The 16,767-nt window shown below is 67.4% G+C and carries 15 protein-coding genes; 12 read left to right on the top strand and 3 right to left on the bottom strand.

Annotated features, from left to right (window positions below):
• The first annotated feature begins 30 nt into the window (after nucleotides 1-30).
• Complete coding sequence (locus AU192_RS08835) at nucleotides 31-918, top strand: oxidoreductase (RefSeq protein ID WP_064395401.1); 888 nt, start codon at nucleotides 31-33, stop codon at nucleotides 916-918.
• Between the two features lie 36 nt (nucleotides 919-954).
• Nucleotides 955-1,455: an SRPBCC family protein gene (locus tag AU192_RS08830; RefSeq protein ID WP_064395400.1), complete on the top strand. Its 501-nt coding sequence runs from the start codon at nucleotides 955-957 to the stop codon at nucleotides 1,453-1,455.
• A gap of 66 nt (nucleotides 1,456-1,521) precedes the next feature.
• On the opposite strand, the gene AU192_RS08825 is transcribed toward AU192_RS08830, so the two are convergent.
• On the bottom strand, nucleotides 1,522-3,060 hold the full coding sequence (locus AU192_RS08825; RefSeq protein WP_120275512.1) for a carboxylesterase/lipase family protein: 1,539 nt from the start codon (nucleotides 3,058-3,060) through the stop codon (nucleotides 1,522-1,524).
• Here AU192_RS08825 and ypfJ point away from each other — a divergent pair.
• From ypfJ to AU192_RS08800, 5 genes are read left to right on the top strand one after another with little or no spacing between them, the layout of a single operon-like run.
• Nucleotides 3,059-3,949 (top strand): KPN_02809 family neutral zinc metallopeptidase, encoded by an 891-nt coding sequence (ypfJ, locus tag AU192_RS08820; RefSeq protein ID WP_064395399.1) that lies wholly within the window; start codon nucleotides 3,059-3,061, stop codon nucleotides 3,947-3,949. The two genes, AU192_RS08825 and ypfJ, sit on opposite strands and share 2 nt — an antisense overlap.
• A complete protein-coding gene (locus tag AU192_RS08815) occupies nucleotides 3,942-5,600 on the top strand; it encodes a DUF885 domain-containing protein (RefSeq protein ID WP_064395398.1) in 1,659 nt (552 codons plus the stop codon). The genes ypfJ and AU192_RS08815 overlap by 8 nt, the downstream gene beginning before the upstream one ends.
• A gap of 40 nt (nucleotides 5,601-5,640) precedes the next feature.
• Entirely contained in the window at nucleotides 5,641-6,315 is a 675-nt protein-coding gene (locus tag AU192_RS08810; RefSeq protein WP_064395397.1) for an MBL fold metallo-hydrolase, read from the top strand.
• Between the two features lie 57 nt (nucleotides 6,316-6,372).
• Nucleotides 6,373-7,119 (top strand): SDR family oxidoreductase, encoded by a 747-nt coding sequence (locus tag AU192_RS08805; RefSeq protein ID WP_064395396.1) that lies wholly within the window; start codon nucleotides 6,373-6,375, stop codon nucleotides 7,117-7,119.
• A gap of 13 nt (nucleotides 7,120-7,132) precedes the next feature.
• Nucleotides 7,133-7,960: a mycofactocin-coupled SDR family oxidoreductase gene (locus AU192_RS08800; RefSeq protein WP_064395395.1), complete on the top strand. Its 828-nt coding sequence runs from the start codon at nucleotides 7,133-7,135 to the stop codon at nucleotides 7,958-7,960.
• An 85-nt stretch (nucleotides 7,961-8,045) separates the two neighbouring features.
• Here the strand turns inward: AU192_RS08800 and AU192_RS08795 are convergent, their stop codons facing one another.
• The gene (locus AU192_RS08795) at nucleotides 8,046-8,930 is read right to left on the bottom strand and encodes an acyl-CoA thioesterase (RefSeq protein ID WP_064395394.1); all 885 of its coding nucleotides are present in this window, start codon (nucleotides 8,928-8,930) and stop codon (nucleotides 8,046-8,048) included.
• 77 nt (nucleotides 8,931-9,007) lie between these two features.
• Here AU192_RS08795 and AU192_RS08790 point away from each other — a divergent pair, with 77 nt between their 5' ends.
• From AU192_RS08790 to AU192_RS08775, 4 genes are all read left to right on the top strand, one after another.
• A complete protein-coding gene (locus AU192_RS08790; RefSeq protein WP_064395621.1) occupies nucleotides 9,008-9,658 on the top strand; it encodes a TetR/AcrR family transcriptional regulator in 651 nt (216 codons plus the stop codon).
• Between the two features lie 110 nt (nucleotides 9,659-9,768).
• Entirely contained in the window at nucleotides 9,769-10,992 is a 1,224-nt protein-coding gene (locus AU192_RS08785) for an amidohydrolase family protein (protein ID WP_064395393.1), read from the top strand.
• A gap of 73 nt (nucleotides 10,993-11,065) precedes the next feature.
• A complete protein-coding gene (locus tag AU192_RS08780) occupies nucleotides 11,066-12,214 on the top strand; it encodes an acyl-CoA dehydrogenase family protein (protein WP_064395392.1) in 1,149 nt (382 codons plus the stop codon).
• Nucleotides 12,211-13,473: an acyl-CoA dehydrogenase family protein gene (locus AU192_RS08775; protein ID WP_064395391.1), complete on the top strand. Its 1,263-nt coding sequence runs from the start codon at nucleotides 12,211-12,213 to the stop codon at nucleotides 13,471-13,473. The genes AU192_RS08780 and AU192_RS08775 overlap by 4 nt, the downstream gene beginning before the upstream one ends.
• Before the next feature lie 8 nt (nucleotides 13,474-13,481).
• Here the strand turns inward: AU192_RS08775 and AU192_RS08770 are convergent, their stop codons facing one another.
• On the bottom strand, nucleotides 13,482-14,501 hold the full coding sequence (locus tag AU192_RS08770; RefSeq protein ID WP_064395390.1) for an Rv2578c family radical SAM protein: 1,020 nt from the start codon (nucleotides 14,499-14,501) through the stop codon (nucleotides 13,482-13,484).
• A gap of 81 nt (nucleotides 14,502-14,582) precedes the next feature.
• On the opposite strand from AU192_RS08770, the gene helR reads away from it, so the two are divergent.
• On the top strand, nucleotides 14,583-16,757 hold the full coding sequence (gene helR, locus AU192_RS08765) for an RNA polymerase recycling motor ATPase HelR (protein ID WP_242656920.1): 2,175 nt from the start codon (nucleotides 14,583-14,585) through the stop codon (nucleotides 16,755-16,757).
• The last annotated feature ends 10 nt before the right edge of the window (nucleotides 16,758-16,767 follow it).

Here is a 16,767-nt window from a genome sequence, read left to right as displayed (position 1 = left end):
GGGGTCGAATCCGCCGGTAGTTTGGCGTTCATGCCCAGTCGCGTCGCGCTCGTCGGACCCGGGGCGATCGGATCGACGGTCGCGGCTCTGCTGCACGCGGCCGGCCACCCGGTGACGCTGTGCGGGCGGACGCCGCGAGACTCGATCGAGGTCAGGTCCGACGACGGCGAGCCGATCGTGGTGCCCGGTCCGGTGCTGACCGACCCGGCCGACATCTCCGAACCGGTCGACGTAGTGCTGCTGGCGGTGAAGGACACCCAGAACGAGCAGTCGGCCGGATGGCTCGCGAAGTTGTGCGACGAGCGCACCGTGGTGTGCGCGCTGCAGAACGGTGTCGAACAGGTCGAGCGCGTCGGCCGCTACTGCCCGTCATCGACGGTTGTGCCTGCGGCGGTGTGGGTTTCGGCGGAGCCGACGGAGCAGGGTTATGTCCGGTTGCGCACCGGGGCCCGCCTCGTGCTGCCCGACACCGACGGGGCGCGGACACTGTCGGCACTGTTCGCCGGCAGCGCCGTCACGGTCGAGATCGACCCGAATTTCCTCAGCGCGGCGTGGCACAAGCTTCTGGTCAACGCGGTCGTGGGGTTCATGGTGCTCAGCGGCCGTCGCTCGGGCATGTTCCGCCGCGACGACGTCGACGGCCTGGCACGGCGCTATCTGGCCGAATGCCTGGCTGTCGCGCGGGCAGCGGGTGCACAACTGGGCGATGACGTGATCGACGGCATCGTCGGGCTGCTCGCCAAGTCCCCCGAGGACATCACCACCTCGATGCTGACCGACCGCGAGGCCGGCCGGGAGTTGGAGTGGGACATCCGCAACGGGGTGATCGCCCGCAAGGGGGCCGAGCACGGGCTGAACACCCCGATCAGCGATGTGCTGGTGCCGCTGCTGGCCGCGGCCAGCGACGGGCCTGGCTAGACGTGGACTCTGACTAGACAGCGTCCTTTACTGTGTATGCCCATGCAGCAATGTGAACGCGTCGACCTGGACTTCGTCGAGAACGCGCCGTTCCGGTTCGTCAGCACCGTCGACCTCGCGATCACGCCCGAGCAGCTCTTCGAGGTGCTCGCCGACGCACAGTCGTGGCCGTGCTGGGCCTCCGTGATCACCGAGGTGACGTGGACGAGCCCCGAACCACGCGGCGTCGGCGCCACCCGAACGGTGAAGATGCGCGGCGGCATCGTCGGCGACGAGGAGTTTCTCGCCTGGGAACCCTACAGCCACATGGCTTTTCGGTTCAACGAGGCCTCGACGGGAAGTATCGGCGCATTCGCCGAGGACTACCGGGTGGTGCGGACGGCGCAGGGCTGCCACCTGACGTGGGTGATGGCGATGAAGCCTAACGGCGCCGCCGCCCGGATCGGGATGACGCTCGGCGGGCCGGTGATGGGCTGGCTGTTCCAGAAGTTCCTGTACAACCTGCGCGACTACTCCGCTAAGCGCTTCGGGGTCTGAAGTCCGCGAAATTGCATTCCAGCAGGCGTCTACTCGCACTTTCGCTGCTGGAATTCCATTTCGCGGTTAATACAGGCCAGCCCAGGCTTCGCGGCGCTGGGCGTCGGGGTCGGAGACCACCGTGTCGCGCGCACTCATGATGATGCGGGTGCAGCGCCGTTCGGTGTCGTAGACGGGCCAGTCGTGTGCGTTGGACCAGTGGATCTCGCCGGTGTCCCACCCTTGAGAAGCGAAGTCGAGCCAGGCCCGTTGCATGCGTCGCCCGACCGCAGGCTGCAGCCGCCGCCCCAGCGGGTGGATCTTGCGCCCGAGATATGACGCGTAGCTGTGCTGGATGTGCACGATCTCGCTGCCGTGGGTCGCGCCGAGGCCGAGCATGCGCAGGCTGAAGCCGAAGTGGTCGAAGCGGTACATGTGGGTCGGCGCGTGTGCGCTGTAGGCATCGGCGAACGCCCACGCCGGACCGCCGAACATGACGTCGGAGGCGAACGCCAGCAACTCCCTTCGGCGCGGATAGTGCGGGTACGCGGCCAGCATGCGCTGTCTGGCGTCGGGCGCGACGCGGGCGAAGTAGGCCTCCACGGACGCCTGGGTGGTCGGCAGCATCGGCGGTTTGGTCCAGGCGAACATCGACGCTTCGTGGCTGTTGGTTCCGATGATCAGCGGCACCCGCCGCGGGGTTCCCGCGCGCGCGGCGTCCACGGGGTGACGCGGCAGCAGGTCGACGCCGTAGGTCAAGCCGTAGGCCAACGTCGGCGTGCGCGCGGCGCTTTCGAGTTGCAGCCTGCCCGCCGTGCGGCGCAGCTCGCGTTGCGGTAACCGCTTGATCTCCGAGACCGGTACGCCGAGTCGGCGCACGAATTCGCGTGCCTGCTCGGCCCGCAGCTCGCGATCGGCGATCAACGGCAGCGCCGGGCTCTGGGCGATCGCGCGGCTGAACAGACCGTCGGCGGCGGGGCTGGCGATCAGCGCGAGCACCGATGTGCCGCCCGCGGACTCACCGAACACCGTTACGCGGGACGGATCACCGCCGAAGGCCGCGATGTGGTCGCGGACCCACCGCAGTGCGGCGATCTGGTCCCGCAGGGCCAGGTTGTCGTCGAACCCGTCGCCGAGGTCGCCGAGTTCGAAGCCACCGAAGACGCCGATCCGATAGGTGATGTTGACGACGACCACGTCGCCGTTGGCGGCCAGCCGCGAGCCGTTGTACAGCTGGAACTGTCCGGCACCGAACACGAACGCGCCGCCGGGGATCCAGACCATCACCGGAAGCGACGAGCTGGTGTCAGGCGACCACACCGTCAAGGTCAGGCAGGCTTCGTCACGCGACTTGGGATCGTCGCGGCCGCCGCCGACGAACGACTTGCCCTGCGGGGGCAGCGGCCCGTGCTCGATCGCGTCTCGCACGCCTGTCCACGGCCGCTTCGGGTCGGGACCGAGGAACCGGCGGTCGCCAACCGGCTGCTCGGCATACGGCACGCCTCGCCAGACCCCGACGCCGCCCTCGGTCGTGCCCCGGAGATCACCTAGGTCGGTATGCACGATGACCGGATGTCCGAGAACGGTGGCCACGACCGAATCGTAGTGTGCAAAGCTGAACGTCATGACCTTCAACGAAGGCATGCGAATCGACACCAGCACCGCCTCGTCCAGTGGTGGCGGAGGCGGCCCCGGTCGCGGCATCGCCGTCGGCGGCGGAGTCGGCGGCCTGCTCGTCCTCATAGTGGCGTTGTTCCTCGGCGTTGACCCCAGCACGGTGCCTCAGCAGGGCCAGTACGACAGTCGGGGTGTGCAGGCGCCGGGTTTCGACCTCAGCCAGTGCAAAACCGGCGCGGACGCAAACGCGATCCCCCAGTGCCGCGTGCTCGCGACCGGCAACTCGCTCGACGCGATCTGGCCACAACTGATGCCCGACTACACGCGGCCCGGCGTTCATCTCTTCACCGGCAGTGTCAACACGGCTTGCGGGCAGGCCACCAGCGAGGTCGGCCCCTTCTACTGCCCGGCGGATCAGACCGCTTATTTCGACGTCGAGTTCTTCGACGTGCTGCGGGACCAATTCGGTTCCACCGGCGGCCCGTTGGCGCAGGAGTACGTGGTCGCCCACGAGTACGGCCACCATGTTCAGAACCTCACCGGCGCGCTTCGGCAGTCGCAGGGGCCCGGCGCCGCGGGTCCGACCGGCGGCGGCGTGCGCACTGAACTGCAGGCCGACTGCTACGCGGGGGTGTGGGCGCACTACGCCGCCATCACCAAGCAGGAAGGCACCGACGTCACGTTCCTACAGCCGTTGACGGACAAGGACATCGCCGACGCGCTGTCGGCCGCGGCCGCGGTGGGCGATGACCGCATCCAGAAGCAGACCACCGGCCGGGTCAACCCCGAGGCGTGGACGCACGGATCGGCCACGCAGAGGCAGAAGTGGTTCACCGAGGGCTACCGCACCGGTGATCCGCAGGCCTGCGATACGTTCTCCACGAACGACCTTGGGTAGGACGCCAACGGCCGTCGATGCCGTCGCCGAACGCTATCTCGACACTCTTGCCGAGCTCGACCCTTGTGCGGCAACCGAAATGGGCATCACCGGCCACGACCGCAACTACGACGAGAAAATCACCGACTACTCCCCCGACGGTGTCGCCGCACGTGCCGACGCCGCGCGCCGAACACTGCGCGAACTCGGCAACGTCACCGCCGAGGACGCTGTCGACGAGGTGACGGTTTCGGCGATGCGCGAGCGCCTCGGCGTCGTGATCGACATCAACGACGCCGGGCTCGATATGGGCGAACTCAACGTAATCGCATCCCCGCTACAGTCGATGCGCGATGTGTTCGACCTCATGCCCACGGACACCGACGACGACTGGGCGGTGATCGCACGCCGACTCTCGCAGGTGCCCGACCGTGTCGCCGGATATGCCGATGCGCTGCGGACCGCGACCACCACCGGCCATCCCCCCGCGGTGCGCCAGGTCGCACGCGGCATCGAGCAGTCCGCAAGCATCCAGCACCTGTTGGTGGACATGGTCGCGGCCGCAGTCCCCGACAACGCAACGCTGCACGACGAACTGCAACAACACGCGGCCAACGCAGCGAACGCCTACCGCGAACTCGGCAGGATTCTCGGAGACGAGATCGCACCACATGCGCGCCTCGAGGACGCGGTGGGCCGCGAGGCCTACCGGTTGTGCTCGCGTTCCTTTCTCGGCGCCGAGGTCGACTTCGACGAGACATACGAGTGGGGCCTTCAGCGGCTGGAAAGCATTGTCGCCGAACAGGAGAAGCTCGCCAAGCAGTTGTACCCCGGAACGTCGATCGCGGACGCCCTGCGGCGCCTAGACACCGAGGAGCGCTACCTCATCCACGGTGTGGACGCACTGCAGGTATGGATGCAAGACCTCTCCGACCGCGCTGTCGAGGCTCTCGCCGACACGCACTTCGACATCACCGAACCACTGCGCCAGCTGGAGTGCCGGATCGCGCCCACTCACACCGGCGGCATCTATTACACCGGTCCGTCGGAAGACTTCAGCAGGCCCGGTCGGATGTGGTGGTCGGTCCCGCACGGCATCGACACCTTCCACACGTGGCAGGAGACGACGACGGTGTTCCACGAGGGCGTTCCGGGACACCACCTGCAGATCGGGCGCGCTGTCGTGCGCGCCGACCAACTCAACCGATGGCGGCGACTGGGCTGTTTCGTGTCGGGCCACGGGGAGGGCTGGGCGCTCTACGCCGAACGGCTGATGGCCGAACTCGGTTGGCTCGACGATCCCGGCGACCACATCGGAATGCTTGATGCACAACGCTTTCGGGCCGCGCGCGTCGTAATTGACATCGGCGTGCACTGCGGTATGACCGCACCCGACGGCACCCTGTGGGATGTCGACAAGGCGTGGCAATTCCTGGTTTCGCACAGCGCGATGAACGAGGAGCACCTGCAGTTCGAACTCGACCGCTACCTCGGCTGGCCGGGCCAGGCGCCGTCGTATGCGATCGGCCAGCGAATCTGGCAACGGCTGCGCGACGAGACGCTGGGCCGGGGTGTGTCGCTCAAGGAGTTCCACGATCGCGCCCTGGATCTCGGCGGATTACCGCTCGACGTGCTCCGGTCCGCGATGACGCGCGATTTCGCCTCCGGCTGAGCCCCTTTCACTGCCCACTCGTACGCCCTAGCGTGGACGCATGGATTCCGTGGCCGTCACGCCGAACCTCACCATGCTCGTCGTCACCGGGTGGCAGGTCTACGCCTGGCGCGACGGTGACTCGGTCACGCTGATCGACACCGGGGCACCGGGATCCGGCGCAGCCATCGCCGAGGCGGTGCCCGCAATCGATCGGATAATCCTGACGCACGGACACGTCGACCACATCGGCTCGGCCGCCGAACTCCACAGGTCGACCGGTGCCCCGGTTGTCGCCGGCGCCAGGGATGCCGCCGCGATTCGCGACGGAGCTGCGCTGCCCCCACCGGTGTTCGAGGACTGGGAGGTGCCGATCCACGCGCGTGTCGCAGCAGGATTGCCCGATGCGGCCGAGCCCGTTCCCGTCGACCGGCAACTGCGCGACGGCGACATGCTGGATTTCGGCGGCGGCGCCGAGATCCTGTCGATACCGGGTCACACCGAGGGCAGCATCGCGATTCATCTGCCACATCACGGCGTGCTGCTCACCGGCGACACCATCGCCAACGTCGGCACGCTCATGCTCGGCACCTTCAACCAGGACCGTGCGCGCACGGTGGCGTCCTTCCGCCGCCTTGCCGCGCTCGACATCCACACCGCGTGTTTCGGTCACGGCGAGCCGATCGTCACCGGCGCGGGCGTCCGGCTTCGCGAGGTCGCGGCCACGTTGACGTGACCGGCTCCATCCGAATCGCCCAGCGAGTACCGTCACGACTGGCCAAAGGAGACACTCATGCGCATTGCAGTCGCAGGTGCGACGGGAAACATCGGCGCCCGCACCGCCGCCGCGCTCGAGCGCGACGGTCACGAGGTCGTCCCCATCAGCCGCTCACACGGGGTCGACCTGATGTCCGGTGAAGGTCTGGACGCCGCCCTCACCGGTGTGCAGGCCGTCGTCGACGCCATCAGCGCACCACCCACCGATCGTGACCGCACCATCGAGTACTTCGGCACCACCACACGCAACCTGCTCGCCGCCGAACAGCGCACGGGCGTCGGCCATCATGTGCTGCTGTCGATCGTCGGCATCCGCGACATCGAAGGCAATGCGCACTACTCGGGTAAGCGGGAACAGGAGCGGCTCGTCGCCGACGGACCGGTGCCGTGGACGATCGTGCCCGCCACCCAGTTTCACGACTTCGCGGCCATGGTCGCCGGTTGGTTCGAACAAGACGGGGTGTCGACCATCGCGCCGTTGCTCGTGCAACCGATCGCGCCCGACGACATCGCTGAGGTTCTCGCCGAGGTCGCCGTCGGCCAACCGCAGGGCCGGTATGTGGATGTCGCGGGGCCAGAGCCACAAGACCTCGTCGACATGGCCCGCCGGACGCTGGCCGCCAGGGGTAAACAGGTCAAGCTGGTCCCGACCTGGTCGGGCATGTTCGGGTTGTCGATGTCGGGAAATGTTTTGCTACCGGGCGAGAATGCGCGCATCGCCCCGACGACGTTCGACGACTGGCTCGCCGCCGGCGCCAACTGATCAGGAGTACTGGATGACCAACCCCGATACCCCGCTCGCCGGGAAAGTTGCCTACGTGACGGGCGCCGCTCGCGGACAGGGGCGTTCGCACTGCCTGCGGTTGGCACGCGCCGGCGCCGACATCGTCGCAATCGACGCGTGCGGTCCGGTCGCCGAGTACAACGGCTATCCGCCTGCACTCCCGGAGGATCTCGCCGAGACGGTCAGCCTCGTCGAGGGCGAGGGCCGCAAGATCGTCGCCGACCGGGTGGACGTCCGCGACCTCGCCGGACAGCAGCGGGTGGTCTCCGACGCAATCGAACAGTTCGGCCGCCTCGACATCGTCGTCGCCAACGCCGGTGTCATGAATTGGGGTCGGCTGTGGGAGATCTCGGCGCAACAGTGGCAGGAAGTCCTCGACGTCAACCTCACCGGTGTGTGGAACACGATCAAGGCCGCGGTGCCGCCGATGATCGAGGCGGGCAACGGCGGCTCGATCATCACGATCAGCTCGGCGGCGGGCATCAAGGCCGTCCCCGGCTGCGGCCACTACTGCGCCAGCAAGTTCGGCGTCGTCGGACTCACCAACTCGCTGGCGGTCGAACTCGGCGAGTTCGGCATCCGGGTCAACTCGGTGCATCCGTACGGCACCGACACCCCGATGGGCAACGACACGTCGATGTGGCAGGTCTTCGCCGACCACCAGACCTACATTCACAGCTTCTCCCCCGGCGCGCTGCCGACAGAGTCACTGGCGGACCCGGATCTGATCTCCGACATCGTCGTCTGGCTGGCCAGCGACGCCTCGTCGCTGCTGACCGCGGCTCAAATCCCCGCCGACAAGGGCTATCTCAAGATTTGAGCTTGCCGCGAGTCTGAGCTTATGCGTCAAATCCGGCCGAAACTTCGTGCAGAAGTTCAGTTTCGGTGAGCGGGCACCGGCCTTGTCACAGGCGCGACTGCTCCTTGATCGCCGTGTCGCTGGTGCGCAGCGGCCGGATCAGCGCGTCCTGGGTGAACGATGCGATGAGCTCACCGGCCTCGGTGTGCACGGTTCCGCGGACATACGACATGCCTGCGCCCACCTGCGTGCTCTCGTGGCTGTACAGCAGCCACCCGTCGAATGCGAACGGTTCGTGGAAGCTGACCGACACCGTCATCGGTGCGGTCGACACGGTGACGTGGGACTGCGCGGTGCCGATGCCCTCGTGGGCGCGCATGGTCGTCGAAATACCAAGGTGTCCAGTCAGATACGCGACGAGCGCCTTGGCGAGCTCATCGCGGTCAGGGGTCTTGTCGTAGCGCACCCAGGCGTACAGTTCCGGTGGGCCGACCTCGTCGGGGCTGTTGACGTCGACGACATCGACCAGCCGGATTTCGCGGCCGGCCATGGCCATGCGCGCGTCGTTCGCCTCGGCGGGCGACTTCACCTCAGGACGGGCGACGGCGTGCCGGATGACGTCGTCGGTCGGGACGTCGGTCAGCACGGTGACGGTGATGCAGCGCTTGCCGTTCTGCTTGGCCGCGACGACAGCGGTTGCGGTGGAACGGCCTTCGTTGACGACGTCGATCTCCAACTCGACCGGACCTGCCGCGACCATGACCGCCCGCGAGAACACCGCATGCGCTGACCGCACCGACTTGCCCTCGAACCGCTTGGCCACCGCCACGATCACCTGGGCGAGGACCTGGGTGCCCTCGACGACCTGCCGGTCCTCTTCACCGGCGGGCCCGGTCTCGGCGATGAATCGGTTGTCCCCGTCCTGGCGGACGTCGAACAAATCGAGCAGGGTGTCGACGGTCCACTGTTGTTGCGCTGAGTCTGTCGTCATGACAAGGAACAGTAACCGAGCTTCTACAAAAGCGGTAACGTCGTTACCAGTCGATCTCGAGCCGGAAGGTGACGACCATGGCCAAGCCGAGCGGGCGCCCCGCCACGGGCGCCACACGGCTGGCCGACGCCGCCGATGGCGACCCCCGGCCCAAGCGCTTCATGAAGTCGGCGCTGGCGATCCTCGGCGAGACCGGACGCACCGACTTCACCGTGCTCGAGGTCGTCGAGCGGTCGAAGACGTCGCTGCGGTCCTTCTATCAGCACTTCTCGACCAAGGACGAACTGCTGCTCGCACTCGTCGACAAGATCATGTCCGAGTCGACGCGCCGCTGGCGCGAGGACACCGCCGGCCTGCCTGCCGCGACGGCCCTTCGCGTGCTCATCGACCGGATCTGCACTCCGCCCGAGACCACCACCCAGGACAAGGTCAACCGCGGCCTGACCAACTACAACGACCGCCTCGCCGAGACCTTGCCGCGCGAATACTCGCGCGTGCTCTCACCGGTATACGAGCTGATCAAAGACATCATCAACCGCGGGATCGCCGAGGGCGTCTTCCGGCCGGACCTCAACGTCGACGCCCGGGCCGCGCTGATCATGCAGTCGTCGCTGGGCGCGATCCGGCTGCAGGTGCTCGGCGCGGAACTCAGCGGCATACCGGTCGGCGCCGACGACATCTACGACTTCTGCCTCAGCGGGCTCACCGGCCCGTCCAATAACGCTTGACCTGCGCCGCACCGGCAGAGAACAGCCTTCTCCAACGCCGCTGTTTCTGCTGGTCCCAAAGTGGTAATGTCATTACCACTAACAGCCAATCAGACTTGCAGGAGGCGAACATGACACGCCAGCTTCCGTATCCCGTGTTCGACGCGGACAACCACTTCTACGAGCCCAAAGAGGCGCTGACCAAGTTCCTGCCCGACCACCGCAAGCACGTCATCGACTACATCGAGGTGCGCGGACGGACCAAGATCATGGTGCGCAACCAGGTCAGCGACTACATCCCGAACCCGACCTTCGAGGTCGTCGCGCGCCCGGGCGCCCAGGAGGAGTACTTCAAGCACGGCAGCGGTGGCAAAAGCTTCCGCGAGGTGATGGGCAAGCCGATGAAGGCGATTCCGGCCTTCCGCGAACCCGCCGCGCGACTCGAGGTCATGGACGGCCTCGGCCTGGATTACTCGCTGATGTTCCCGACCCTGGCCAGCCTGGTCGAGGAGCGCATGAAGGACGATCCGGAACTGATCCTCGACGTCATCCACGCGCTCAACGAGTGGATGTACGAGACCTGGCAGTTCAACTACGAGGACCGGATCTTCTCCACCCCGGTGATCAACCTCGGCATCGTCGACCGCGCGCTCGAGGAACTCGAATGGTGTCTGGAGCGCGGCGCCAAGACGGTTCTGGTCCGGCCGGCGCCGGTGCCCGGTGTGCGCGGCACGCGGTCGTTCGGGCTGCCCGAGTTCGACCCGTTCTGGGACGCCTGCGTCAAGGCCGGTATTCCGGTATCGATGCACGCCTCGGACTCTGGCTACGCCGAGTACCTCAACGACTGGGAACCGGCCGATGAGTACCTGCCGTTCAAGCCGACCGCGTTCCGGATGGTGTCGATGGGCAAGCGGCCGATCGAGGACTCGATGGCCGCGCTGGTGTGCCACGGCGCGCTGACCCGCAATCCCGATCTGCGGATCCTGTCCATCGAGAACGGCGCCGACTGGGTGCCGTACCTGTTCAAGCAGTTCGAGGGCGTCTACAAGAAGATGCCGCAGGAGTTCCCCGAGAACCCGATCGAGGCGTTCAAGCGTGGGGTGTATGTCGCACCGTTCTGGGAGGACGACTTCGCCAAGATGGCCGACCTCATCGGCGTCGACCGGGTGATCTTCGGGTCGGATTGGCCGCACCCGGAGGGGCTGGCCGAGCCGACCCATCTGATCGACGACCTGCAGGGCCTCGACGAGGAAGGGCAGCGGAAGGTCATGGGCGGCAACATGATCGACCTGTTCAAGGTGCCCAACGAGATCGTCCACAACCCCGACGTGCCTGCGCTCGTCATCCCCGCCTGAGTTCAGGCGCCGTCGCGAAACGTGCGTGTCGATGCGTCGACACGCACGTTCGCACGATTACGAAAGAGAGCCCGTGACCGATAGCTCGAACAACGGCACGAATCCTGAGGTGCTGCTCTTTGCCTCGACGACGCAGTCGTTCCTCGAAAAGGAAGTGCCCCTGAGTCGGATACGCGAGATGCACGACGCCGGAAGCTCGTTCGACGCCGACTGGTGGCGTCGCGCCGTCGAACTGGGCTGGACCAGCCTCCTGGTTCCCGAGGAACTGGGCGGCGGCAGCGTCTCCGGGGAGGGAGTCAAGGATCTGGCGCTGGTCGCCGAGATCGCCGGCAAGACCGTCGCTCCCGGTCCGCTGCACCCGGTCAGCACCGTGCTCGCCGGACTGGTGGAGGCGCCCGCCGGCCACGAGGACACCATCGAGGCGCTGGTCGCCGGTGAGACGGTGGCCAGCTGGGCGGTCTACGAGCCCGGGCAGCAGTGGTCACCGCTGACGCCGACCGTCACCGCCACCGCCACCGCGACCGGGTTCCGTATCGACGGGGTCAAGGACCGGGTCGAGGCCGGCGCCGAAAGCGCATTGTTCTTGGTCACAGCACAATGTGACGACGGTATCCGGCAATTCCTCTTACCCGCCGACACACCCGGTGTGCGCGTGGAGCCGCAGCGCTCGATCGACATGGTCAAGACCTACGCCCGCGTGCACTTCGACGGGGTCGAGGTCGATGCGGGCGCCGCGGTGGGCACCGCCGACCAGACACCGGCCTTGATCGAGCGGCAGACCCAGATCGCCTGCGTACTGCAGTGCGCGGAGGTGGTCGGCATCCTGGATACGGTGCTGGCCTTCACGATTCAGTGGGGTTTCGACCGGCTTTCCTTCGGTCGCCCCCTTGGCTCGTATCAGGCGCTCAAGCACAAGTACGCCGACCTGAAGATCTGGTTCGAAGGATGCCGTGCCACGACCAACGCAGCGGTGGCCGAGGTGGCCGCGCGGACGCCCGGTGCGGCGATGGCCGTCAGCGTCGCGAAATCGTACGTGGGCGAATACTCACCGGGCATGTTGCAGCTGTGCGTGCAGCTGCACGGCGGCATCGGGGTGACGTGGGAACACGACCTGCACCTGTTCCTGCGACGAACCACGTTGAACCGCTCGATGTTCGGCACTCCCGAGGAGCACAACCTGCGCGTCTACTCGCTCACCAAGAACCTGGAGCATGCGTCATGACCGAGACCACGTCGGCCCCCGCCGCGACCGCCACCACGGAGTCGGTCGAGGAGTTCGCCGCTCGAGCCGAAGCCTGGCTGGCGGAGAACATGCCGCCCATCGATCCGAACAATCCCCCCGAACACGACCGCGGTGAAGAGGAGCCGTGGCTGCGCGCGCGGGAACTCCAGAAGCGGTTGTGGGAGGGCGGATTCGCCGGCATCTGTTTCCCCAAGGAGTACGGCGGGCTCGGTCTGCCGATCGCCTACCAGAAGGCGTTCGACAGGGTCTCGCGTGCATATGAGCTGCCGATCATCCTCAACACCCCGACGTTCACGATCTGCGCGGCCACCATCCTCGACACCGGTAGCGAACAGCAGAAACGACAGCACATCTCCGCGGCGCTGCGCGGCGACGAGGTGCTGGTGCAGCTGCTGTCGGAACCGAGCGGCGGCTCCGACCTCGCCGGTGTGATCACCCGCGCCGACCGCAAAGGCGACAAGTGGGTGATCAACGGGGCAAAGACTTGGAGCACGAGCGCTTTCGCCGCTGACTACGGGTTGATGCTGGCACGCACCAACTGGGACGTGCCCAAGCACGAGGGTTTGACGATGTTCCTGGTGCCCATCGACAGCCCCGGCATCACGCTGCGCCGCATCAAGCAGGTCAACGGTTCCGTCGAGTTCTGCGAGGAGTTCTTCGACAACCTCGAACTCGACGACGACGCCGTGGTCGGCGAGGTCGACGCGGGCTGGCACGTCGCCTCCCGGCAGCTGTACCACGAGCGGCGCGCGGTCGGCGGCGGATCGGAGTTCGCCAGCGGGATCGGCGCCGAGGGCAAATCCGATGTCCCGACCAATTACGTTGAGCTGCTAGAGAAGGCCGGTCAGGCCGACAACGCGCGGCTTCAGGAGATGGCCGGGCGCGCGCTGGTGCACCGGACCGTTCGCGAGCAGCTGATCGACCACGTCTACCACGGTGTGCTCGACGGCTCGCTACCGCCGGCCGCCGGGTCGATCATCCGCATCGCGCACGCCGACGTCCATCACGTCGAGTTCGACACGGCGCTGGCGATCACCGGCAGCGCGGGTGTGGTCGACGTCGACAGTGTGCTGATCCGTCACGGCGAGCGATACCTGTCGCGCCAAGCCGCCGCCCTCGGGGGCGGCACGACCGAGATCGCGCGCAACATCATCGGCGAGCGCGTGCTCGGCTTCCCCCGCGAACCCGCCGCCGACCGCGACGTGCCGTTCAAGGAGGTCAAGCGCAACAGGAGCTGACCCTTTTCTCAGAACAGGGTGGGTTGCAACGCTGGGACGGGTACAGGCGCGGGCGGTGTGGCCGCGGCGCGGAACGACCGGCGGTCGGGCGCCAGGCCGTACTTGGCGACAAGCGGTGCCGCCCGGTGGTGCAACATCTTCCGATAGTCCTGCGGCAGGTAGGCGCCGCGGCGATACAGCTCGCGGTACTTTCCCACCAGCTCCGGGTGCGAGCCGGCCAGCCAGTTCATGAACCAGCCGCGCGTCGAACCGCGCAGGTGCAGGCCGAAGACGGTGACACCGGTGGCGCCCGCCGCCGCGATCTGGGCGAGCAGCGCCTCGAGATGCTCGGCCGAGTCCGTCAGATGCGGCAACACCGGCGCCACCATCACATGGCAGTCCAGACCGGCGTCGCGGATCGCGGCGATCATCCCGAGCCGCGCCTGCGGCGACGGTGTGCCCGGTTCGACTTCCCTGTGCAGCACGGGATCTTCGATGGCGAGCGAAACCGCCACGCTGACGTCGACCTGACGGGCGGCCTCGCGGATCAGCGGCAGGTCGCGTCGCAGCAGCGTGCCCTTGGTGAGGATGGAGAACGGGGTGCGGGAATCGGTCAGGGCCGAGATGATCCCGGGCATGAGCGCATAGCGGCCCTCGGCCCGCTGGTAGGGATCGGTGTTGGTGCCCAACGCCACCGTCTCACGCTGCCACGACCGCCGCGACAGTTCGCGGCGTAGCACGTCGGCCACGTTGGTCTTGACCACGACCTGACTGTCGAAGTCGCTGCCGGAGTCCAGATCGAGATATTCGTGGGTGGGCCGCGCGAAGCAGTAGCGACAGGCGTGCGAGCATCCGCGGTAGCCGTTGACCGTGAACCGGAACGGCAGCATGGCCCCGTTGGGCACCTTGTTGAGCGCCGATTTGCACAGCACTTCGTGGAATGTGATGCCCTCGAACTGCGGCGTCCGCACGCTGCGCACGAAACCGATACGCTGCAGGCCGGGCAGCGCACCGTCGTCGACGCCGACACCCTGACCATCCCACCGCATACACTCGATTCGAACTCACGTTCGATGGGTTGTCAAGGTCGACGCGCGCGAGCGCTTTGCAGGACAGAAATTGGGGGCGATGTGGCGAGCGAGAGCCACGAGGACGAGCTGCGCTCCGAGCAGCGCTACATCGACGGGTTGTACGCGCGACTCGACGCCGAACGCGCAGGGGTGCGGGCGCACTACGACGCGGCGCTGCGCGGTGACGGCGGCTCACTGGTCGACCGTGATGCCGAGGTGCGCGCGGTGGCCAAGCGGATGAACCGGCTCAACGTGGCCGACCACGGGCTGTGCTTCGGTCGGCTGGACAGCGTCACGGGCGATCGTCTCTACATCGGTCGTATCGGGTTGCTGGACGAGGCCAACGAGTACGAGCCGCTGCTTCTCGACTGGCGGGCTCCCGCGGCGCGCCCGTTCTACGTCGCCACCGCGGCCCACCCCGAGGGCATGCGCCGCCGGCGCCAGTTCCACTCCATCGGGCGTCGCATCACCGATTTCACCGACGAGACCCTGGGCAGGCCCACCGAAGGTGCGCAGGGTGACGCCGCGTTACTCGCAGCGGTCAACGCGCCCCGCGGCGAGGGCATGCGCGACATCGTCGCGACCATCCAGTCCGAACAGGACGAGATCATCCGGCTCGAGCACCCGGGCGTCCTGGTGATCGAGGGCGGCCCGGGCACGGGCAAGACCGTCGTCGCACTGCACCGTGTCGCCTACCTGCTCTACACGCAGCGGGAGCGGATGGAACGCCACGGCGTGCTGGTGATCGGCCCGAACACCGCGTTCCTACGGCACATCGACCGGGTGCTGCCCTCGCTCGGTGAGACCAACGTCGTGTTCATGACGACCGGTGACCTCGTTCCCGGCCTGCGGGTCACCGCCGAGGACACTCCCGACGCGGCACGGGCGAAGGGGTCGCTGACGATCTTGGACGTGCTGGCCGCGGCGATCGCCGACCGGCAACGGGTCCCCGAAGAACCGGTGCCGATCAAGCTGGCCGACGTCACGGTGCGGATCGATGCCGAGACGGCCGAGTGGGCGATCCAGGAAGCCCGCGACAGCGGCTTGCCGCACAACGACGCGCGCGCGGTGTTCGTCGACGTCATCACCTGGGCGCTCACCGAGCGGGCGATCGCCCGCATCGGCAAGGGCTGGCTGACCCGCGACGACAAGGCGGCGTGGGAACACCTGCGCGCCGAGCTTCTCGACGAACTCGGTGACCACGACGCGTTCAACACCGCCCTCGACGAGCTGTGGCCGCAGCTGACACCGGAGGCCTTGCTGGCCGGGCTCTACGAATCGGTTGAACGACTCAGCGCGGTAGGCGCCGACGAGTCCCTGCTGCGCGCCCAAGGCGATGCCTGGACGGTGTCGGACGTGCCGCTGCTCGACGAGCTGGTCGACATGCTGGGCGGCATCAAACCGGACCCCGCGGCCGAGACTCAGCGGCAGGAGGAGGCCGCGTACGCCGCCGGCGTGCTGGACCTGATGGTGGCCCGCGAGGACCTGATGGCCGACGAGGATCACCTGCTCGCCACCGACCTCATCGGCGCCGAAGACCTCGCCGACCGGTTCGTCGAGCGCGACAACCGTGACCTCGCTGAACGTGCTGCGGCAGACCGTGATTGGACATACCGGCACGTCGTCGTCGACGAGGCGCAGGAGCTTTCGGAGATGGACTGGCGGGTGCTGATGCGTCGGTGTCCCAGCAAGTCCTTCACCGTGGTGGGCGATCTGGCGCAACGCCGATCAGCAGCGGGCGCCACGTCGTGGGGCTCGATGCTCGATCCGTATGTGCCCGGGCGCTGGGTGTATCGGCCGCTGTCGGTGAACTACCGCACGCCCGCCGAGATCATGGACATCGCCGCGGGCCTGCTCGCCGAGTTCGCGCCCGACGTGCGGCCACCCGAATCCGTTCGCGCATGCGGTGTTCGGCCATGGGCGCGCCTCATCGAAACCGACGAACTACCCGGCGCGATCGAGGAGTTCCGGCGCGACGAAGACAGCCGCGACGGGACCAGCATCGTGATCGGGCCTGCGGGAATGGCGGGGACCATGTCACCGTCGGAGATCAAAGGATTGGAGTTCGACGCGGTTCTCGTCGTCGAGCCGGGCCGAATCCTGGCCGACGGTCCTCGCGGGGCGGCCGACCTCTACGTCGCGCTCACCCGCGCGACACAGCGGCTCGGTGTGCTGCACACCGAGCCGCTGCCACCCACGTTGAAATTGTCCGAGCTCCAGAGCGTGGCCGACTGAGCGGCCGCGA

Source organism: Mycobacterium lehmannii, from assembly GCF_001499925.1.
Lineage (GTDB): Bacteria > Actinomycetota > Actinomycetes > Mycobacteriales > Mycobacteriaceae > Mycobacterium > Mycobacterium lehmannii.
This window is presented reverse-complemented; position numbering and strand designations above follow the sequence as displayed.